A 20,668-nucleotide genomic window follows, 5' to 3' on the forward strand; every position below is an offset into this window, starting at 1 on the left:
CAAATTAATGAAAAAGTGTTAAATTTAATATGGATAGGTGTTTTATATATGTCTCATTTGGCTAGGTCAGTTCACTCAACTTCTTCTTTTTCAATATAGTAAGAGTGTGATTGTAGAAATAATTGTTCGATTACTTGTTTAAGTTGTTCGATATTTCCCGGCCAATCGTATTTTATAATCTCATCCATGGCTTCCTGACGAATCCCTATGACTCCATTTCCATACTTCGGATGTAATTCAGTAATAAATAGATGAACTAAATCCTCAATATCCTCCATACGTTCCCGGATTGGTGGTATATGGATTGTTAGTTGCGCCAAGGCATTATATAACTCTTGATGGAAAGAACCACTTTTCACCTTATCTCCTATATTTTCATCGGAGGACACAATCCATTTTAGTTTTTTACCATTACCATTAATATAAACTTGATAGAGTTCCTTTTGAACATATGGGTTTAATTTATGGATGTTTCTTAAAAAAACAACACCATCTGATAACGTAAGAAAAAAGCCTTCATTGATTTCTTTAAGTTGTTCCGAAGTTAATTTTTCGCAATTTAAAAGAATAAATGGTTCACTTTGTGACCTTCTATTTTGGTAAATCGATTGAGCTGCTACTGATTTCCCAGTCCCCTCTTCACCTAAAATCCAAACAGTATCATCCTTTTTACTGTATTGCTCAATTTTCTTCAAGACATTTTTAATCTGTTCGCTCTTTCCTGAAAAAGGAGAAAAGGTTGAATCTGGGGTATGAATTTCGATTGCATTTACGTTCATCCCTTCTCCTTGGTTAGCAGATTCATTAGGGAGATTATTTTCTATAAATAGAACAATATGATTTTCGTTGGGACAAGCTGTTAATTTCCAAAATGAATCATTTATGTGTATTGTTTTTGAAATCTTTTGACCTGTAATAACTATTTCTTGTATTAAATTTCTTATCGTATCTGAATTCTTTACCTTTACCCAATTAAAATCTTGATTGAACCGTTCATTGCTGTAAATGACCTCTTCATCTTCGTTAAGAACTCCAATTGCTTGCTCGCTACAACTTAGAATGGTTTTATAAAAAGAAACATCCTGTTGTAATTGAGAAAAGACACGGTAGGCTCTTCTTGTTTCTTCTAATGCGTCAATAATTGCCTCTTTACCTGATGTTATTAGAACCCCGGTTAAACCTAACTCTTTAGCAACTTGGACCGTAACCACATCACCTATGACCACTTCATAACCTTGTTTTTTTAGATTTGTTAACATTTCTTTTACTTCTATTTCTTTTGTAATCGTTAATGTTTTAATATCAAAATCCAGGAGTTTACATATTGTACCGGCGCCCTGTGTAATATTGGAGAAGCCTACAATCGCGGCTTTTCGCGAAAATCCTTTAACCATCGTTAAAATACGCAACACATCATAGCCAGAAACTTGAATATCAATCACCGGTATTGAGACAGACTCCTGAATTAAGGAAGCTGTCCCCCCACGACTTATAATGACATGGTAACCGTCTTTTTCAGCCTCTTTTGCAATGGCTACTCCTTCATGCAAGTTTCCTAGTTCAATCTGGAACTCAATATCATTAACATCTTGTGTGACTTCTTTCATTATTTCATATAATCCCTCGTAAGGGACAATTGCCAATGCCTTAATCATTTCTCCATCACCCTTGGCTTGATTTAACCATCCTATTATTTGTTACTTTTTGCTAACACCTTGTTCATACTTCCGCTTATGTACCCTTGTAAGTCAAGAGTGACATATTTATAACCGAATACCTGCAGGTTTTCGATAATTTCTTGATGATTGGCTAATATGCGTTCCATGTCTTGAGGCTCTACCTCAATTCTAGCAATATCCTCATGCGTCCGAACACGTACTTGTTTAATTCCGAGCCCTTTAATGTATTCCTCTGATCTTTCAACTTTTGTTAACTTTTCTTGCGTTATCTTTTCACCATAAGCAATCCTTGATGATAAACATGCAAACGAAGGCTTTTCCCAGGTTGGTAAATCTAATTGCTTTGAAAGTTCACGTATTTCTTCCTTAAAAAGATTCGCTTCTTGAAGTGGACCACGTACACCATGTTCTTTGGCCGCTCGTACACCAGGACGGTGTTCACTCATATCATCTGCAATTAAACCATAGACAACGTTCTTAAATCCTTTTTCACGCATGATTGGAACGATTTCCTCGAATAACCCATTTTTACAAAAGTAACAACGGTTCCTATCATTTTCCGCATAACCTGGAATGCTCAGTTCAGAAGTTTCAATCACTTGATGTGTCGCACCGATCTCTTTGGCAAGCTTCTTTGCTTCCTCTAATTCACTCGATGGATATGTTTCAGAATCGGCCGTAACCGCTAAAACCTTCTCTGCTCCCAAAACGTCAATGGCTACTTTTAGCAGAAATGTACTGTCTACTCCACCAGAAAAAGCAACCACTACATTTTCCATCTCTCTCAATATTTCCTTAAGTCGTTCATACTTTTCTCGCATTCTTTATTCCACCTATATCATAAATTTAGTAGTAAACAAGTGATACTTAATAGATTATAGTGTATTAAATCTAAATAACTTTGCATTTTGCAACACTTTTCATTATAAGCGATTTATAACCAAAGTAAAAGAATATACTAAAGCGATTTCATTTATGGCATAAATTGCATGGGCAATCCAATCTAATTCCTCGTTAGCTTTTATCGTAAGGCTGTTTTCGCAAACTTTGTTGTTTTTATATCGTTGACTTCCACTTCAGATGGACGCTTTCCCCGGGCGTGGTTTGAGCCTCCTCAACGAAATGTGGAGGCGGCTTGCACAGAAACGAGAAAATTTGCCGACTAAAGCGCCACGTCCTGTGGCGAAGTCGGCACTAGCACGTCGTGTGCGTCGGAGACCCCGACAAAGAGGCGTATTTTGCCTCTGAAGGAGGAGTTGAAATTTCTCGAGTTTCTATCCGCTGCAACTGGACAGGTCGCTGCCTCTCCTGCGGGGTCTCAAGTCTCACGCTTTTCCCGCTGGACATTGAATTTGCTTCTTTGAAATAACCCACGCACGAAGAAAATGTGAATACATTTTCGAGGAGTCGCCACCTTACGCTCCAATCAACTAGTTTTGCCTTTATTATCAGAAAGCAACAATCTTTTAGAAAAGAGCCTATCGTAAAGAAAAAGAGCTCAACACTGAGCTCTTTTAAGGTTCTTTACTTTATGAACTTAGATAAACATGTTAGCAATTAAGAGAAGAATGAATCCTGTGAACCACATAAGAGTCGTTGGTACTGACCAAACCAAGATTTGCTCTTTTACATTTTTAATACCTAGCATACGGTTTACTACCCAGAAGAAGCTATCATTAAAGTAAGAGAAAATAAGTGATCCTAATGCAGCAGCTTGAGCAGCAAGTGCCATGTTCACATCTAATTGAGCTAAAATTGGCGCTGAAATAGATGCTGCAGTTATCATCGCTACTGTTCCACTACCTTGAACTAAACGAACCATACTAGCTACAAAGAAAGGAATCAGAACTGCTGGTAGCGGTAGGTCTGCTATTTGTTGAGCAATGTAATCCCCTGTACCACTTGTACGCAATACGTTTCCTAGTGCACCACCTGCACCTGTTACTAGTAAGATAATACCAGCATCTTGAATACCTTTTTCCATTTCTTCAAGCGTTGTATTACGACTTAGTTTTCCTGCTAATGCATAAATTGCTGTGATTAAACCAAGTCCAACTGCTATGATTGGTTGACCTAAGAAATTAAAAATTCCATAAACACCTTCTGTTAATTCTAAAGCTGATAAAGTTGTATTGATAAAAATAAGGATAATCGGAATTAAAATTGGTAAAAACGATCTTGCAAATGAAGGAAGTTCTTTTGATCTTTCATTTACAATTTCCAATAACTCTGGGTAGGTCATTTCCGTTTCAGGTCTAACATATCCAGATTCTGATTCTTCACTTGGGAGTTGATAAATCTTCTTACCGAGCCATTTCGCATATAAAACCCCTACAATCATTAGAGGTATACCAAATCCAAGACCTAAAGCGATCATTAGACCAATGTCTACTCCGAAAATCCCTGCAACACCTAATGGACCTGGAGTTGGAGGTACAATGGAGTGTGTAAGCACAAGTCCAACCGCTAATGATACACCAATCGCTATAACTGATTTACCTGTTTTCTTTGAAAGTGTCTTTACTAATGGATTTAAAATAACGAAAGCTGAGTCAACAAAAATCGGAATGGAAATAATATAACCCGCTATTGCCATTGCCCACTCTTCTTTTTTCTTACCAACAAATTTAATTAATGAATAGGCTAATGTTTCGGCAGCACCTGTTATTTCAAGAATACGACCCATCATAACACCTAATCCAATTACAATACCTACTGAAGCTAATGTACTCCCGAATCCTGCTGAGATAGCTCCAGCAACATCACCAGGAACCATTCCTCCAACAAGTCCAGCGATTGAAGCTCCTATTATAAGCGCTAGAAATGCGTGAATTTTTGTTTTTAATACAAGTAAGATTAATACGATTACCCCGAGTATTAGCCCGGAAACCATTTGGATGCCTGACGGTTCCATTTTATTACTTCCCCCTTAATTTGAAGATGTGCTTTTTATTTGAATTGAAATAATGGATGGATGAGATACCAGCTTTCATTTTTTGTAAAGGTCTGTTAGAATATACCGATTATTACCGCTTACTAAATTTCTTATTTACAAGTATACGGTTACATTTATTTACATCGGTATAAATAAGACTATTACACTTGAGCTAATCAATAGATGATCTTGTAAATAAAACTTTCTATTTAAGGACAATGATTTCGATAATATTGTGTACAATTCCACTAGCATCTACTATCCATCCCCAAGAAAGAACTGCAAGTGCTTACATATGGACGATAAAAATAAGTGGCAGGAACCACTAGAATATTAGTCCTATATTTAGGTAAAATTGCAACACATTTTTTAAAGTTTTATCTAAAAGCTAAATTGGTCGCCCAAGAAATGTTGCGTATCGCATCATTACTTGTTCTTTAACAGATTCTATACTGTTCTAATAAACTTGTCAAGTAGACAATAACCGATAATTTGTTCATTTTTACAACAATATACTCATTCTGCTTACAAACATCTAGATATAGCAAACTAAGTGTTGCATCATTGTTAAACTTTGCTACACGCAATATGAACCGGTACTTATTTCCTATTCTGAAATAACAGAAGATGCTCTTACATATTTAAGAAAACCATATATTTCAACCATTAGTATGTAAGAAATATTCTTGCAATATAATTGCCACAGTTGAAACCAAATTATTACCTCCCTGTTCTTTTTCTACAGATTTTCTATGATACGATTATTGAAAATTAGCAACCAAAGAATATGGAGGGTAATTAAATGCTAAAAAAAATGGTAGCGATCTTAACAGGTACTGTACTCTCAGTAACAGTAAGTGCTAATGTACATGCTTCAATGATTACAGTACAAAAAGGAGATACCCTTTGGGATCTATCACGCGCACAAAATACATCCGTTAAAAATACTAAAATGTTGAATCATCTTTCAACTGACCTCATTCACCCTGGGGATGAACTATTTATTGCACCAGAAAAACAATATACGGTTAAGAAAGGCGACACATTATGGGACATCGCCATTCAACATCAGGTAAAGGTTTCACAATTAAAGGAATGGAACCAATTACATAGTGATCTTATCCATCCTGGATTAAATCTAGTAATCTTTGAAGGTGCAAAAACAGTTGCAGCAGCTGTTGGAGAAAAGCCAGTACAATCAGTTACAGGAACAACAAAAGAAACTACAAGCACAGTTACAACTGATAAAAAGACAATTAAGAGCACCCCTGTAGCGCCAGCGGCAACTACAGAAAAGCAAAAAGAAAGTGCACCTGTAGCACCCGCTACTGAAAAACCAAAAGAAAACTCAACTAAAGAACAACAAGCAGCATCAACAACGAATACAAGTCAGAAGGAAATAACTGTAACTGCTACAGCATACACCGCTACATGTGATGGATGTTCGGGTATTACATCTACTGGAATTAACTTAATGGAAAATCCAGATGCAAAGGTAATCTCTGTTGACCCATCTGTCATTCCACTTGGCAGCAAAGTTCATGTAGAAGGATATGGAGAAGCAATTGCAGGAGACACTGGTGGAGCCATTAAAGGAAATAAAATTGATATATTTATTCCATCCAAACAAGATGCCATTAATTACGGTGTTCAACAAGTAAAAGTAACAATTTTAGACTAAGAAGTTATCTAACGATAAAGACCCTACAAAACATTAGACTTAGTGTTTTGTAGGGTCCCTTTTATTTTTTTGGAAAACGGCTTACTGATATTATATAGAAGATAATCGTCATTCTATTATCCATTCATTTTTAGTACCCACGATACTTCCTCTTTGTTGAATCCCTTTTTAATTCTAAAGAAGCACCTAGTCTATTTACCGTTCAACTACTTATAAAGCACATAAAAGTTTCGACAATTTCCCCTCCTTTCCAAAAACTATTCTAATAAAAAGTACCTGTTCGAAAGTGAAGTATATAGTCCTTATCATTTCAAAACTCCGTAAACATGAGCATTACTAATACATAACGAAAAAATTTCTTTCTAATTAACAAAATTATAATTGATTTCTGAAAACTATTTCTATATAATTGCAACTAATTCCTTATTTAGATAATAAACTATATTTAAAGTATTTTAAATTGGTAGTGAAAATTAAATTATTATCCTTTTGTGATAGTCGTTTAGAAAAAAGTACTGAAAGGGGGAGATTAATTGCATTATGAATTAGATGAACTGGACAGTGGCATTATTCGACATTTATCAGTTGATGGGAGAATGTCGTTTAAAGACCTTGCCTGCAAATTAAATGTAACAGAAAAGACAGTAAGGCTTCGTTACAAAAGCTTAATCGAAAAAGAAATATTGAACGTAGTCGGTATTGTTGATCCACTTACTGTTGGAATTAAGGCTGGAGCCATTATTTTAATTAAGGTTCATCCTAAGTCTATTGAAACTGTTGTAAAGGACTTACAGGAAATTAAATGGATTCGCTATATTTCATTAATTTCAGGCAAATATCAACTTCTTATACAAATAGCGGTTAAAGATCAAAAGAAAATCACAGATACGATCATTCTTTTAAATGACAACGAAAAAATACTGGAAATTAATTCAATTGTACAGCTTGATGTATATAAAAATACATTTGAATTTATCTAATGACAAGATTTTTAACATCTTAATTCTAATGAAAAAGGGAGAGAGTTTGATGAAAATATTTATTTCTGCTGATATGGAGGGTATTTCTGGTGTTGCTACCAATCAACAATTAAAAACCCCGAGTGAGTATCAACGCTTTCGTAAACTAATGACAGCTGATGTAAATGCTGCAATCGAAGGGGCATTTAATGGTGGTGCTACAGAGGTAGTCGTAGCTGATGGGCACGGTAATATGTCCAATATTATTATAGAAGAATTAGATTCTAGAGCTCGACTAGTATCAGGTAGCAATAGAGTGATGTGCCAACTTGAAGGTCTTGATGAAACATTTAGCGGTATTATGTTTGTTGGTCATCACGGACGTGAAGCTGGGTCTGATGTAACAGTAATTAGTCATACATTGGCTGGTATTTGTGTAAAGGAAATGAAAATTAATGGCAAGGTTGTTGGGGAAACAGAAATGAATACAATGGTTGCAGGTTCTTTTGGTGTCCCTGCTATTTTCATTAGTGGAGACGATGCGTATGTAAAAGAAGTGAAAGAAACCTTGCCTAACGTAGAAGGGGCAGTAACCAAAAGGGCTGTTGATCGTTTTTCTGCAGAACTTCTACATCCTGAAGTAGCGCAAACTATCATTCGTGAGAAAGCAGAAAAAGCTGTTGAACGTATTGGAGAGTTTACACCTACTAAAGTGAATGGCCCCATTACATTTGAAATTGATTTTAAAGGCCCACAACAAGCTAAAATGACAACAACTCTTCCTACTGTTGAACTTATTAGTCCAACAAAGATTCGCTTCACTTGTGATGACATGGTGACAGCATACAAACATATGTGGGGTTGTGTCATTATTGCAATGGCAGCTACAAACGGTGTGCTAGGTAGTGTAAATTCATAACTTCTCAATCTATAAAAAAGTAAAAACTTAAACCCATTTTTTTGTGTTAAGCTCCTGCGCCTGTCCCTCCCTCTACAATCTTGTAAGAAATTTATAGGTTGTGAGGCAGAGGAATGTGCATAAGTTTTTCATATTCTGGAGGTGTTTTGTTACATGTATATAGTTAAACGATTCTTTACCATGTTACTTACGATTTGGATAATAGCTTCTCTAACTTTCATAATAATGAAATTTATCCCTGGTGATCCATTTGCGTCTGACTCTAATGCACTACCACCAGAAGTGTTAGAAAATATGCGAGCAAAGTTTAATTTAGATGAACCATTACCCGTTCAATATGCTCTCTATTTGAAAAATCTCGTAATGCTAGATTTAGGTCCTTCCATTCAATCGGAAACTCGTACAGTAAACCAGATTATTTCGGACGGATTCTCCGCATCTGCAATTCTCGGTCTTCAGTCCATTATTATTGCACTTGTAATTGGACTAATGTTAGGGATTGTTGCTGCCTTAAACCATAACCGATTCCTGGATTATACATCGATGATTATTGCCATAATCGGTATATCAGTACCTAGTTTCATATTAGCACCATTTTTAATTAAATATTTTGCAGTTGAATGGGGACTTCTCCCTGTTGCTTCTTGGGGTACATGGCAGCATACCATACTTCCTTCATTAGCATTAGCAACAACACCTTTAGCTGTTATCGCTAGATTTATGAGGTCTAGTATGCTTGAAGTCATGAACCAAAACTATATAAAAACGGCAAACGCTAAGGGGTTATCAACAACGAATTTAGTTTTAAAACATGGAATACGAAATGCAATATTACCTGTTGTATCTTTTATTGGTCCTTTATTTGTTTCATTAATCACAGGTACATTCGTAATTGAAAAAATATTTGCAATACCGGGAATTGGCCGTTACTTCGTAGATAGTATTTTTAATCGTGATTATCCGGTAATCATGGGTACAACAGTATTCTTTAGTACGATTCTTGTTGTGACTCTTTTTGTGATTGATATTTCATATCGTCTCATTGATCCTAGAATTAAGTTATCAAGTAAGGGGGATTAACATGATAGAAAAAAGCGTAGATCATTCCCTATTTCGTCCGGCAGATCCAAAAAAACTAAAGGCTGATCCAATACAACGACCAAGTCTGAGTGTTTGGAAAGAAACAGTATTAAGTATTCTTAAAAATAAGCTTGCTATATTTGGTCTTGCTCTATTAGTTGTAATCATGTTTTTCGCTATTTTTGGACCGATGATGGCACCATACTCGGCCTCCGATCAAGACTTAACGAAAACAAACCTGGCTCCTTCTGGTGAACATTGGTTTGGAACAGATGATTTAGGTCGTGACATGTGGGTTAGAACATGGATGGGTGCTCGAATATCCCTAACCATTGGTCTTGTTGCAGCCGTAATTGATTTATTCTTAGGGGTTGTAATCGGGGGAATCTCTGGTTATATGGCAGGTCGCGGAAAGCTAGGAGATCGAATTGATAGTGGACTAATGAGAATAGTAGAAATCCTTTATGGAATCCCATACCTGTTAGTCGTTATTCTTTTGATGGTGATAATGGAACCTGGGGTAACCACCATAATAATTGCACTATGTGTAACGGGGTGGGTCGGGATGGCCAGAATTATACGTGGACAAGTTCTGCAATTAAAATCACAAGAATACGTATTGGCAGCACAAAAACTTGGTACTTCACATGCAAAAATAATTTCCCGACATTTAGTACCAAATATGATGGGGATTATCATCGTCAATTTAACATTTTCCATTCCAAGTGCAATCTTTGCTGAAGCATTTTTAAGTTTCCTAGGACTGGGAGTACAAGCTCCATTCGCAAGCTGGGGTACCATGGCAAATGATGCATTAGGGGTTATTTTAAGTGGACAGTGGTGGCGTTTATTTTTCCCTGCAGTGTTAATCTCATTAACAATGTTTGCATTTAATGCATTTGGTGATGGATTACAAGATGCTCTTGATCCAAGATCTCGAGATTAGGAGGTTTTTAGATTGGCCCATTTATTAGAAGTTAAGAATTTAGAAGTTAATTTTAAAACGTATGGAGGAGAAGTCAAAGCTGTACGTGACGTATCCTTCCATGTAAATAAAGGTGAAATACTTGCAATAGTCGGTGAAAGTGGTAGTGGTAAAAGTGTTACGGTTCAATCTATTATGGGATTGATTCCAACTCCTCCGGGTATTATTAGAGGCGGTACCATTCACTTTCACGATAAAGATATTCTAAAGATGTCCAAAAAAGAAATGCGAAAAATTAAAGGTTCAAAAATTAGTATGGTTTTCCAAGATCCGATGACATCCTTAAATCCTACCATGCGCATTGGGAAGCAAATCGAAGAAGGGCTTATCCTTCACCAAGGATTGTCTAAAGATGATGCAAAAAAACGAGCGATTGAAATGATTAAACTCGTTGGTATTCCAAACCCCGAAGAGCGATATAATCAATTTCCACATGAATTCAGTGGAGGTATGAGGCAAAGAGCGATGATTGCAATTGCCTTATCGTGTAATCCGGAGTTGTTAATTGCAGACGAACCTACAACGGCACTTGATGTAACGATTCAGGCACAAGTCCTTGAACTAATGAAGGATTTACAAAGCAAATTAGACACTTCTATTATTCTAATAACACACGACCTTGGTGTAGTTGCTGAAACTGCACAACGTGTAATTGTAATGTATGCAGGGATGATGGTCGAAAGCGGAACTGTCTTTGACCTATTTGAAAATCCAAAACACCCTTATACATGGGGTTTACTTGAATCCATACCAAAAGTTGAGGATGGAGAGAAAAAACCATTGGTTCCAATTGAGGGATCACCACCAGATCTTTTTTCTCCTCCAAAAGGATGTCCATTTGCTCCCCGTTGTAAATTTGCAATGGACATTTGCTTAGAGGAAATTCCACCAGATTTTGAAATAGATCAGGGACATACAGCAAAATGTTGGTTGAACGACCCTAGGGCTCCAAAGGTAGAAGATTTAGTTGCAGCAGGGAGTGAGGAATAATGTCGGAACATATTCTTGAAGTTCAACAGCTTTCAAAGTATTTTCATATCAATAAAAATCAGACTGTGAAATCGGTAGACGATATATCTATCTCCATCAAAAAAGGGGAAACATTTGGCCTTGTAGGCGAAAGTGGTAGTGGAAAGTCCACCTTAGGAAAAACAATCGTTGGGTTACAGGCACCGACATCTGGAAATATCATCTACAATGGCAAAGATGTAGAAAAATTAGACAAGTCTACCAAAAAAGTAATTAACCGTGAACTGCAAATTATTTTCCAAGACCCACATGCATCTCTTAACCCTAGGATGCAAGTTGGGGACATCATCGCAGAAGGTATGGATGCTTATAAGCTGGCTAAAGGACAAGAACGTCAAAATCGCATCTATGAATTACTTGAAAGAGTAGGGCTAAGGCCAGAACACGCAAAACGCTACCCACATGAATTTAGTGGTGGTCAGCGACAACGTATAGGCATTGCTAGAGCACTTGCCGTTAAACCGAAATTTATTGTTGCCGATGAACCTATTTCTGCTTTAGATGTGTCCATCCAGGCACAGGTTATTAATTTGCTAGATGATTTAAAGAAAGAGGAAGAATTAACGTATTTGTTTATCGCCCATGACCTAGGCATGGTAAAACATATAAGTGATCGAATCGGTGTAATGTACTTAGGTAAAATGATGGAAATGAGTGAAAGTGACGAACTTTTTAAAAATCCATTACATCCTTACACACAGGCACTGTTATCAGCTATTCCTACCCCAAATCCACGAGCAGATAAAAGAGAACGTATTGTTCTTCAAGGTGATCCGCCAAGTCCGGTAAACCCTCCAAGTGGTTGTCGTTTTAGAACAAGATGCCCACATGCAATGGACATTTGCTCTCAAAAAGCGCCAGAGTGGAAAGAGATTCAAAAAGATCATTGGACAGCTTGTCACTTGTATTAACTAATCAATTATCCAACCAGGAGTGGGGACTTATTTAGATACAACCCAACCGAACAAAAAATGATCAAATGGCTCGTATTTGCTGGATTGGTATCTTTGTTAATCCAGTTGTAATGCTTGACTACTATTTGAGTGATAGCCCGAATAACCAAACAGGATGGGTAATTGAAGATTTTGGTAGTCTCATGATGCAAGCAAAAGTAGAACAAGATCTAGCCACGGTGCTAAACAAGTATAAATGAATGATTTACCATTTATTCTTGTTAAAATGGGCTAAAAGGGGTTCTGAAGAATTAGAAACAGGCAGGGTGAGCCATTTGTTTGACTCCTCTGCCCTATTAAATAAGGGGCTTAAGAAGATGAAAAAAGTTATTTTTCCGATGTTTATTATCCTTTTCTGGATCGGGACAATTGCATTTCTGCATTTATCTTTACTTGAATGGATAAATGTAACATTCCTGATCGGACTGATTTCAGGTTTGATAGCTACATCCGTTAAGATTATTCATAGCGGATTTTTACACCTTTTTATGTCTGGTTTTAAGAAATTAAATATGACTATGATGCCAAAGTCTAGGTCATTACAACAAGTGGATGAAGAATTAGAAAATAATGAAGACATCATTCAGTTTAAGCATAACCTTTCTATGATGGTTTATAAGGTAACATTACAGTTTTCAATTTTGACTATATCTCTTTCTGTTATTGGGCTATTTGTATTTTACAACTAAAACAAATAGTCTTTTTTGTATACTAGTCCATTCAAAAATAAAGATTGGGGGAATTAGAAATGGAAATCACACTTGAATCAAAATTAAATAGTTATTTAAACGCAGTTTCTGCTTATAAACCTACTGCTATTCCAAATCAAAATACAGTTACATTTTTAACTAAGAAAACCGGCATACCTCAAGTATGGAAGTGGAGCAAATATACTTCAACGATTGAACAATATACAGATTTAGAAGATCGTATTTTATCAGTCTATCATTCACCGTCTGGTGATAAAACAGTCGTTGGAATGGATTCAAAAGGAAATGAAAAACAACAGTTTTATCTTCTAAAAGAGGAGGGTAAGATTGTTGAAGAACTAGTGGTCTCTCCTTCCCATTTCCATTACTTTGGAGGGTGGTCTCCTGATGGTAGTAAAATTACCTATTCAAGCAATAGAAGGCATCCAGGATCATTTGACGTATTCATTATGGATGTCGAAACAAAACAGGAATCTGTTGTATTTGAGTATGATGGAAACTGTACACCTCTACTATGGCTTAAAAATGAAGAACAGTTAGTTATCAGCATACAAGATACGAACATAGATACTTCTTTATATGTTCTAGATATACATACTGGGGAAAGAAATAGAATTGGATTTGAAGGAACTTATGCAAGATACCAATCTCTCATACTAACAAAGGATGGTAAAAGCGGCTTCGTATTATCTGATGCTTACAATGACACTTTAGATATTTACCAATTCTCGTGGGATAAGCCTACTGCACCGAAAAAGTTATTCTCAGTTGATAAATGGGATGTTGAAGAGATAGCATTGTCACCCAATGAAGAAAAGCTAGTGTATACGGTCAACGAAGGCGGGATTTATTCACTTACGATATTTGATTTGATTACAGGTACGCATGAACAAATAACAGGCATTCCAAACGGTGTTTTGGACTCTCTTTCCTGGCTAGATGACGAAAACCTGATTTTCAGCTTAAATAGTCCAACCCTTCCTGGGGATATTTGGAGAGCCTCCATTGACCAAAGAAAAGTAGAAAGACTTACATTTGTAGGACGTTCAGAAAGCGTCGAGAATCTATGGCTAGAGCCTGAACTATGTACCTTTTCCTCCTTTGATGGGTTAGAGGTTCCATATTTTATCTATGGGAAAAAGGAGCAGTCGCAGCCCCTTGTCATATATGTCCATGGTGGTCCGGAATATCAAATTAAAGCCGAGTTTAATCCTGTTATCCAATTTTTAGCAGGACAAGGATTTGCCGTAGTAGCACCAAATGTCCGTGGTAGTATGGGATATGGAAGAAAATATGTACAATTGGATGACGGACGAAAGCGTATGGATGCTGTTGCTGATCTCGCTTGGCTTGTTAAGGATCTGATTACAAACAGGTCTGTTGATAAAAATAGAATCGGAATTATGGGGAGAAGCTATGGGGGCTTTATGGTTCTTGCGGCTTTAACACACTATCCTGATATTTGGGCAGCAGGCGTGGACATTGTTGGGATATCTCATTTTAAAACCTTTCTTGAAAATACTGGATCATGGCGTCGAAAATTGCGTGAGTGTGAATACGGAACCCTGGACAAGGACATGGATTTCTTTGAAGAAATAGCTCCATTAAATCATACAAAGAATATATCTGTTCCGTTACTAATCTTCCATGGTCGTAATGATACCAGGGTACCGGTAAGTGAGGCGGAGCAACTTTACTCTGATTTACGCTCTCAAGGCAAACAAGCCGAACTGGTCATTTTCGAGGATGAAGGTCATCAAACAGAAAAGATTGAAAACCATATTAAAATGAATTCAATGATTGTTAGCTTCATGAATCAATATTTAACAAGGTAACTTTCCTAAAGAGAAATGTAAATTCATCTTACATTTCTCTGCTTTTCTTTTGCAGCATTTTTATTTTTTACCATTGGTTAATTTTTGTTTGCATTAATATATTTTTTATTCTCCTTTTTAAAAATTATTATTGATTTCTGAAAATTATTTTTATATAATGACTATTATCAATTCCTATTTTAGGTATGAAAAAGTTTTCTAAATATTGAAACTAGGTAATTTCCAAAGCAGAAAACCGATTTTCGGTAAAATTGATGGATTTTAGTATCTATTTTAGGTAAATGGTTATTATTCATTGAGTCTACTACTTCTATCTAGTAATACGACGATATGATTGAATAAAAATTGAAACAAAGGGGAGAAAATCATGAAGAAAAAATGGCTAATGTTATTATCGATAGTAATGGTAGCTTCGTCCATTCTTGCCGCATGCAGTAGTAATTCTACTGGAAATGAATCAGATGGAAAAAGTTCCGCAGATGTAAAACAGGAAATGGTAGTTAATATCAAAACTGAGCCACCTGCGATTGACCCAGCAATGGCAACTGATGTTCCTTCTGGATGGGTATTAGATCATATTTTTGAAGGCTTATATACCCGTGATAAGGATGGAAATCCAGTCCTAGGTGTTGCTGAAGATGTAAAGGTTTCTGATGATGGGAAAACATACACTTTCACTCTACGTGAGGATGCAAAATGGTCTGATGGCTCACAAGTAACTGCGCAAGACTTTGAATATGCGTGGGAGCGTGTGCTGAATCCTGAAACAGGAAGTTCTTTTGCATTTTACTTGTATTACATAAAAGGTGCAGAAGAGTATAACAAAGGGAATGGAACAGTCGAAGACGTTGGTATAAAAGCAGTTGATGACCGTACATTCGAAGTTGAACTAACAAGCCCACTTGGTTATTTTGATAGTTTGTTAACATTATGGACATTCTATCCTGTTAAAAAGGACCTTGTTGAATCCAACAAAAACTGGGCAGCTGAAGCTGAAGGCTATATTAGTAATGGTCCATTTAAAATGACTGAATGGCAACATGATAGCCAAGTAGTTATTGAGAAAAACAAAGAGTATTACGCACAAGATGTTGTTAATCTAGAAAAAGTCACATTCAAAATGGTTGGAGAAGCAACAACATTCTACCAAATGTTCAAAACTAAAGAACTTGATTTAGTTATGACATTACCTACTGATTCAATTGATGCTGAAAGAAATAATCCAGAGTATAAGGAAGTCCCTTACTATGGAACTTACATGTATATGTTTAACGTCGAGAAAGAACCTTTTAATAATGCAAAAGTACGTAGAGCATTTGCAATGGGAATTGACCGAGATGCGTTAACAAAGAATATTACAAAAGCAGGAGAAACTCCAGCATACGCAATGGTACCAACTGGAGCAGAAACGCCAGACGGTGAATTCCGTGAAACTGGTGGGGACTATTTTGAAGAAAACTATGAAGAAGCTAAAAAGCTTTTAGCTGAAGGTATGGCTGAAGAAGGCTGGACAGAACTACCGGAAGTAACGTTGCTCTATAACACAGATGAGAATCACAAAAAGACTGCTGAGGCAGTTCAAGAAATGTTGAAAAAGAACCTTGGGGTAGATATTAAGCTTGGTAACCAAGAGTGGGGTACTTACTTAGACACAACTAAGCAACATAACTATCAAATGGCGCGTATGGGTTGGATTGGAATATTCGTAGATCCAGTTGTTAACCTAGACTACTATTTAGGGGATAGCCCGAATAACCGTACTGGATGGGTAAATGAAGAGTTCGATAGCGTAATGGCACAAGCCAAGGTTGAACAAGATAGTAAGAAACGTTTTGACCTTCTTCACGACGCTGAAGAAATTCTTATGACAGACATGCCGTTTATGCCGGTGTATTTCTATACAAATAACTACCTTGTATCAGAAAAATTTGAAGATATTGCATACTATGTTAACCGTTATCCTACATTAAAGTGGGCTAAGAAGGTTTCTGAATAATGTAATTGGCAGAGAGAGTTTATAAATACTCTTCTCTGCTTTTTTTTGAAACAAAAACAAAGATCCCCTTTTATATTCGCTTTTCTTCTTTTAATACATCCTTAAATACACTTTTTTATCCTAGTGGGTTCCATGCTAATCTTTTTCATTCATTTATGGCAATTTGCGCCGTTAAAGCTTTGCGATATGAGCAGTCTAAGCCATTGCAACAAATGTATCAATTACGGCAATGATCCGTGCTTCTATAGGAATTGCCTTTTGGGGGGCAAACCAGATGAATATAGCCCTATTGGCTTGTTTTTCTGGTTTTTTAATCAACAGATAAAGTCTATTATTAATCTGTCATGATTACCTTCTCCTTTCATATTTCGTAAATTAGAATATTATCTATAAATTAAACAAACATTAACTTCGTAATAACAAGAAATATGTTAGGAGGTAAATCATGTACTTTTATAGAGAAGATTTGATTAATATTATTGTCCCAGACAAACCTGATCCCGCTGCAGCCAAAGTACTTCAAGAAACACTTGGTGGTAGGTTTGGAGAAATGAGAACAATGATGCAGTTCTTTTTCCAAAGTTCAAATTTCCGGGGAAACCAAAAACAGTACCGCGACCTAATTAGAGGTGTTTTCCTAGAGGAAATAAGCCATGTGGAACTTGTTCAAACGACGATTAATCAATTATTAAATGGCTCTGGAGAAGAAGCCGTTGGATCCGGTGGTAGTACAGGGGCCCCTTTAGAGGAGGCAATCAAACATGCAAATCCGCATCACTTTATAATGGGGGCACAAAGCTCGCTTCCTGTTGATGCTGCAGGTAATCCCTGGAATGGAAACTATGTTTATAGCCATGGAAACTTGATTAGTGATTTACTCGATAATGTCGTTTTGGAATCAACAGGTGTACTCCAAAAGACAAGAATATATGAAATGAGTTCGAATAAAACTTTTAGAGAAACATTAGCTTTCTTAATTGTACGTGATAATGCTCATCAAAATGCATTTGCTAAGGCTCTAGAAACTCTAGGTGTAGATTGGGCAAAAATTTTCCCAGTACCAAATTATGATATTAACAAATATCCAGAATGTAGAAAGTATGTAGAAATGGGCTTCCATAATGCACAATTTAACTTTAGATTAGATGAAACATTGATCGGACAAATTTTCCAAGGTGAGTCCCCAAGTAGAAATGACGGTACTCTCTCAGTAGTTCCACCACCAGATGGCTACCCAGTACCTGTTCTACCTGAGATGCCTAATGAACATAGCCCTGGAATACAAGACTTAAACAGATAAAAAGCGTCTTAACATAGACGCTTTTTTCTGTTTATGGTAAAGTTCCACACCAACCTCCTCCCCACTATTTCTTAACTCGATACTTGATTCTCATTAAATACCTCTGTCCATACTATATTCACCATGCATATAGTTAAATGTAATTTTTTGTAAATAATTATTGCGAAAGAAATTCTTACTCATTACAATGAAAGAGTAATGGGGCATGACCTATATCCTTTTGTTTCCTCATTTTAAAAACTTAATAAACTAAAATTTTGAAAGTGAGTTGATTCTTTTTATGTCTAGCCGATTCAAATCCAAATATTTTCGGAACAAAAATGGCCCGCAAGTAAGTGTTAGAACATACGAATTTGCAAACCCTGCAGAACGTCAGCAATTGTTGAGAGATTTAGCTTTTAGTTCTGAATTTGAGATGAGGTATCGTGGTCTCTTTGAATATTATGGAAAAGACTTTATTTCCTACAAGAAAGAAAAACCCTCTGATAAAAAACGCAATGAGTTTCTTCGTGTCATTTCAAATTTCATGACCAACTATTTAGATGATGATTGTCCACCCTCTTGGAAACAATGTTCGTCCTCCTTTTGGGAAGTCCTCATTTATTCCTTTTATCCTGACCACATCAAACTTTCACCTAACGAACAAAACGTAGAAGATTTCCTTTACCAATTAAAAAAATTCGTCCGTTGGCTAGACAAGCGTAATGGCACGTCATGGTATCCAGCAGTCGAGCAATACTCATCAGAAGCTTTTCCTGAATTAAAAATCTGTGAACGAATAATAAACCGGATTTTTTTAATAGACTTCCCTCGAATTCATCATGATGACTGGAATCTTGATCAAGATATAGACCGACTAAAGCAGAAATTTAACCAATGTACTAATCAAGTTGATAGTTCATTTAAAGTAACAAGCATTATTGGAGAAAGAGTTGTTTTGACAGAAACAAAAACGAATTGTACCTATTACGTCAAAGGTCTCCCCTATGAGATTATTTCACCTGGCATTAAAATGAGCGGAATTATTTGCAATAAAAACGGAGATCAAACGTGGCACTGGTATCACACTCATGGGATTTATCCGTCTAAAGGAGAAAGACTTGAATATCCTGTCTCGATAAAACATGAAGGTCTGAAAACCAACGATGGAGTGAATTTTTTCAAGAAGTAAGATTTGTGCCTGTCGCTCCAGTTATGAGTTGACAGGTTCTGATTCTCTAAAATTAAATGCAGGCTAGAATCCACTTTTATATATATAAAATAAAATTCGTATGTTTACTTTTTTATAAAAAAAGACTTATGGATTTTGAAAGGCTGTGGCTTATGATACTTAAGGAAAGAGCAGAATCTGAAGAGTTACTGAAAATGCGATCTTTAAACACGCGGATGGAGTTAACACAAGAAGAAAAATTTCATTTTTTCAACCTAGAAAAGGGATATGAAGGTGAGACCAAATTTGATCAGAAGGCAGAAAGTCTTCAAGAAGAAAGATATATTATCAATGACTTGATGCTAAAAATCAACAATTCCTATTTTCAAATTGATTCAACATTTATTTCACAGGAAGGAATTCGACTCTTAGATGTGAAAAATTTTGAAGGTGACTTCTGCATAGAAAAGGATAGATTTTACGCAATTAAGACCGGTCGCGAATATAAGAATCCAATCGAACAATTAAACAAATGTACTTCACAATTCCGTCAACTACTCCGGGACCTTAAGCTCAATTACCTCGTTGAAGCCTTTGTTATTTTTATTAACCCCGAGTTCACTTTATACAACACGCAAATAGACTACCCTATTATTCTTCCCAATCAGGTTGACCGTTTTTTTAGAAATATAAATAATACACCATCTAAGTTGAATGAGGGGCATGAAAAATTGGCTAAACAATTAATTTCATTACATCAAACTAAAAATCCATATACAAAGGTACCAAACTACCAATATGAACATCTAAAAAAGAAAGTTTATTGTAAATACTGTAGTTCCTTTCAAGTTACATTACGAAACCATACATTTATTTGTGATAAGTGTGAAGGCCATGAAACCATAGAAGATGCCATTCTACGGAATGTTAAGGAATTTCAGTTGCTATTTCCTGAACGGAAGATTACGACTTCGAATATTTTTGAATGGTGCAATGTTGATTTAACCAAGAGGACATTTTGCAGGGTATTAAATAAAAACTTTAAAGCAGTTGGAAAGACAAGTGATTCCTATTATATATAATTTTTGTTCTTATAAAGACCCTATTTCTTTGGACACAACCTTGCTTTTTCGACGACTTCCTGTCCGAAGTTAGCACGACTTCGGACACAACCGCACCTTTTCTGCGACTCTTTGTCCGAAGTTAGAACGGCTTCGGACACTTTCCTGCTTTTCCAGTGACTCCTTGTCTGAAGTTGACTCGGCTTCGGACACAACCGCACCTTTTCTGCGACTCCTTGTCTGAAGTTAGCACGACTTCGGACACAACCGCACCTTTTCTGCGACTCTTTGTCCGAAGTTAGAACGGCTTCGGACATACCTGGTCTTCTGTCAAGAAAGTGGACAATAAAATTTGAGACTTTTTATAACTCAACGCTACCGCACTTCGTTTGGTAC

The 20,668-nt window shown here is 36.3% G+C and carries 17 protein-coding genes; 14 read left to right on the top strand and 3 right to left on the bottom strand.

Annotation, left to right across the window (positions count from 1 at the left end; genetic code table 11):
- Positions 1 to 71: 71 nt before the first annotated feature.
- The 3 genes from ACR65M_RS22425 to ACR65M_RS22435 all read right to left on the bottom strand — a co-directional run bounded on the left by ACR65M_RS22425 (position 72) and on the right by ACR65M_RS22435 (position 4,593).
- Entirely contained in the window at positions 72 to 1,655 is a 1,584-nt protein-coding gene (locus ACR65M_RS22425; RefSeq protein WP_440274473.1) for a sigma-54-dependent Fis family transcriptional regulator, read from the bottom strand.
- Between the two features lie 35 nt (positions 1,656 to 1,690).
- Positions 1,691 to 2,500 carry an ATP-dependent sacrificial sulfur transferase LarE gene (gene larE / locus ACR65M_RS22430; protein ID WP_440274474.1) on the bottom strand — a complete coding sequence of 270 codons (810 nt, stop codon included), beginning with the start codon at positions 2,498 to 2,500 and terminating at the stop codon, positions 1,691 to 1,693.
- A gap of 716 nt (positions 2,501 to 3,216) precedes the next feature.
- Positions 3,217 to 4,593 carry a GntP family permease gene (locus tag ACR65M_RS22435; protein ID WP_440274475.1) on the bottom strand — a complete coding sequence of 459 codons (1,377 nt, stop codon included), beginning with the start codon at positions 4,591 to 4,593 and terminating at the stop codon, positions 3,217 to 3,219.
- An 823-nt stretch (positions 4,594 to 5,416) separates the two neighbouring features.
- Between ACR65M_RS22435 and ACR65M_RS22440 the strand changes: the two genes are divergently transcribed.
- From ACR65M_RS22440 to ACR65M_RS22505, 14 genes are all read left to right on the top strand, one after another.
- Positions 5,417 to 6,295 carry a LysM peptidoglycan-binding domain-containing protein gene (locus ACR65M_RS22440; RefSeq protein ID WP_341333402.1) on the top strand — a complete coding sequence of 293 codons (879 nt, stop codon included), beginning with the start codon at positions 5,417 to 5,419 and terminating at the stop codon, positions 6,293 to 6,295.
- A 533-nt stretch (positions 6,296 to 6,828) separates the two neighbouring features.
- Positions 6,829 to 7,275 (top strand): Lrp/AsnC family transcriptional regulator, encoded by a 447-nt coding sequence (locus ACR65M_RS22445; protein WP_440274476.1) that lies wholly within the window; start codon positions 6,829 to 6,831, stop codon positions 7,273 to 7,275.
- A gap of 49 nt (positions 7,276 to 7,324) precedes the next feature.
- Complete coding sequence (locus ACR65M_RS22450) at positions 7,325 to 8,173, top strand: M55 family metallopeptidase (protein WP_440274477.1); 849 nt, start codon at positions 7,325 to 7,327, stop codon at positions 8,171 to 8,173.
- Positions 8,174 to 8,326: 153 nt separating this feature from the next.
- Positions 8,327 to 9,253, top strand: a complete 927-nt coding sequence (locus tag ACR65M_RS22455; protein ID WP_341333405.1) for an ABC transporter permease — start codon at positions 8,327 to 8,329, stop codon at positions 9,251 to 9,253.
- 1 nt (position 9,254) lies between these two features.
- Positions 9,255 to 10,199 carry an ABC transporter permease gene (locus ACR65M_RS22460; RefSeq protein ID WP_341333406.1) on the top strand — a complete coding sequence of 315 codons (945 nt, stop codon included), beginning with the start codon at positions 9,255 to 9,257 and terminating at the stop codon, positions 10,197 to 10,199.
- 12 nt (positions 10,200 to 10,211) lie between these two features.
- Positions 10,212 to 11,228: an ABC transporter ATP-binding protein gene (locus ACR65M_RS22465; protein ID WP_440274478.1), complete on the top strand. Its 1,017-nt coding sequence runs from the start codon at positions 10,212 to 10,214 to the stop codon at positions 11,226 to 11,228.
- Positions 11,228 to 12,178, top strand: a complete 951-nt coding sequence (locus ACR65M_RS22470; protein ID WP_440274479.1) for an ABC transporter ATP-binding protein — start codon at positions 11,228 to 11,230, stop codon at positions 12,176 to 12,178. Before ACR65M_RS22465 ends, ACR65M_RS22470 begins: the two co-directional genes overlap by 1 nt.
- Before the next feature lie 68 nt (positions 12,179 to 12,246).
- On the top strand, positions 12,247 to 12,420 hold the full coding sequence (locus tag ACR65M_RS22475) for a hypothetical protein (RefSeq protein ID WP_440274480.1): 174 nt from the start codon (positions 12,247 to 12,249) through the stop codon (positions 12,418 to 12,420).
- Complete coding sequence (locus ACR65M_RS22480) at positions 12,421 to 12,909, top strand: DUF3899 domain-containing protein (RefSeq protein ID WP_440274481.1); 489 nt, start codon at positions 12,421 to 12,423, stop codon at positions 12,907 to 12,909.
- Between the two features lie 59 nt (positions 12,910 to 12,968).
- Entirely contained in the window at positions 12,969 to 14,765 is a 1,797-nt protein-coding gene (locus tag ACR65M_RS22485; RefSeq protein ID WP_440274482.1) for a S9 family peptidase, read from the top strand.
- Between the two features lie 367 nt (positions 14,766 to 15,132).
- Positions 15,133 to 16,761, top strand: a complete 1,629-nt coding sequence (locus ACR65M_RS22490) for a peptide ABC transporter substrate-binding protein (protein WP_341333411.1) — start codon at positions 15,133 to 15,135, stop codon at positions 16,759 to 16,761.
- Positions 16,762 to 17,206: 445 nt separating this feature from the next.
- Positions 17,207 to 18,061: a manganese catalase family protein gene (locus ACR65M_RS22495; RefSeq protein ID WP_341333412.1), complete on the top strand. Its 855-nt coding sequence runs from the start codon at positions 17,207 to 17,209 to the stop codon at positions 18,059 to 18,061.
- Between the two features lie 280 nt (positions 18,062 to 18,341).
- Positions 18,342 to 19,232: a hypothetical protein gene (locus ACR65M_RS22500; RefSeq protein WP_440274483.1), complete on the top strand. Its 891-nt coding sequence runs from the start codon at positions 18,342 to 18,344 to the stop codon at positions 19,230 to 19,232.
- Between the two features lie 152 nt (positions 19,233 to 19,384).
- Complete coding sequence (locus ACR65M_RS22505; RefSeq protein WP_440274484.1) at positions 19,385 to 20,293, top strand: nuclease-related domain-containing protein; 909 nt, start codon at positions 19,385 to 19,387, stop codon at positions 20,291 to 20,293.
- Positions 20,294 to 20,668: the final 375 nt, after the last annotated feature.

The organism is Ferdinandcohnia sp. SAFN-114 (assembly GCF_059415045.1).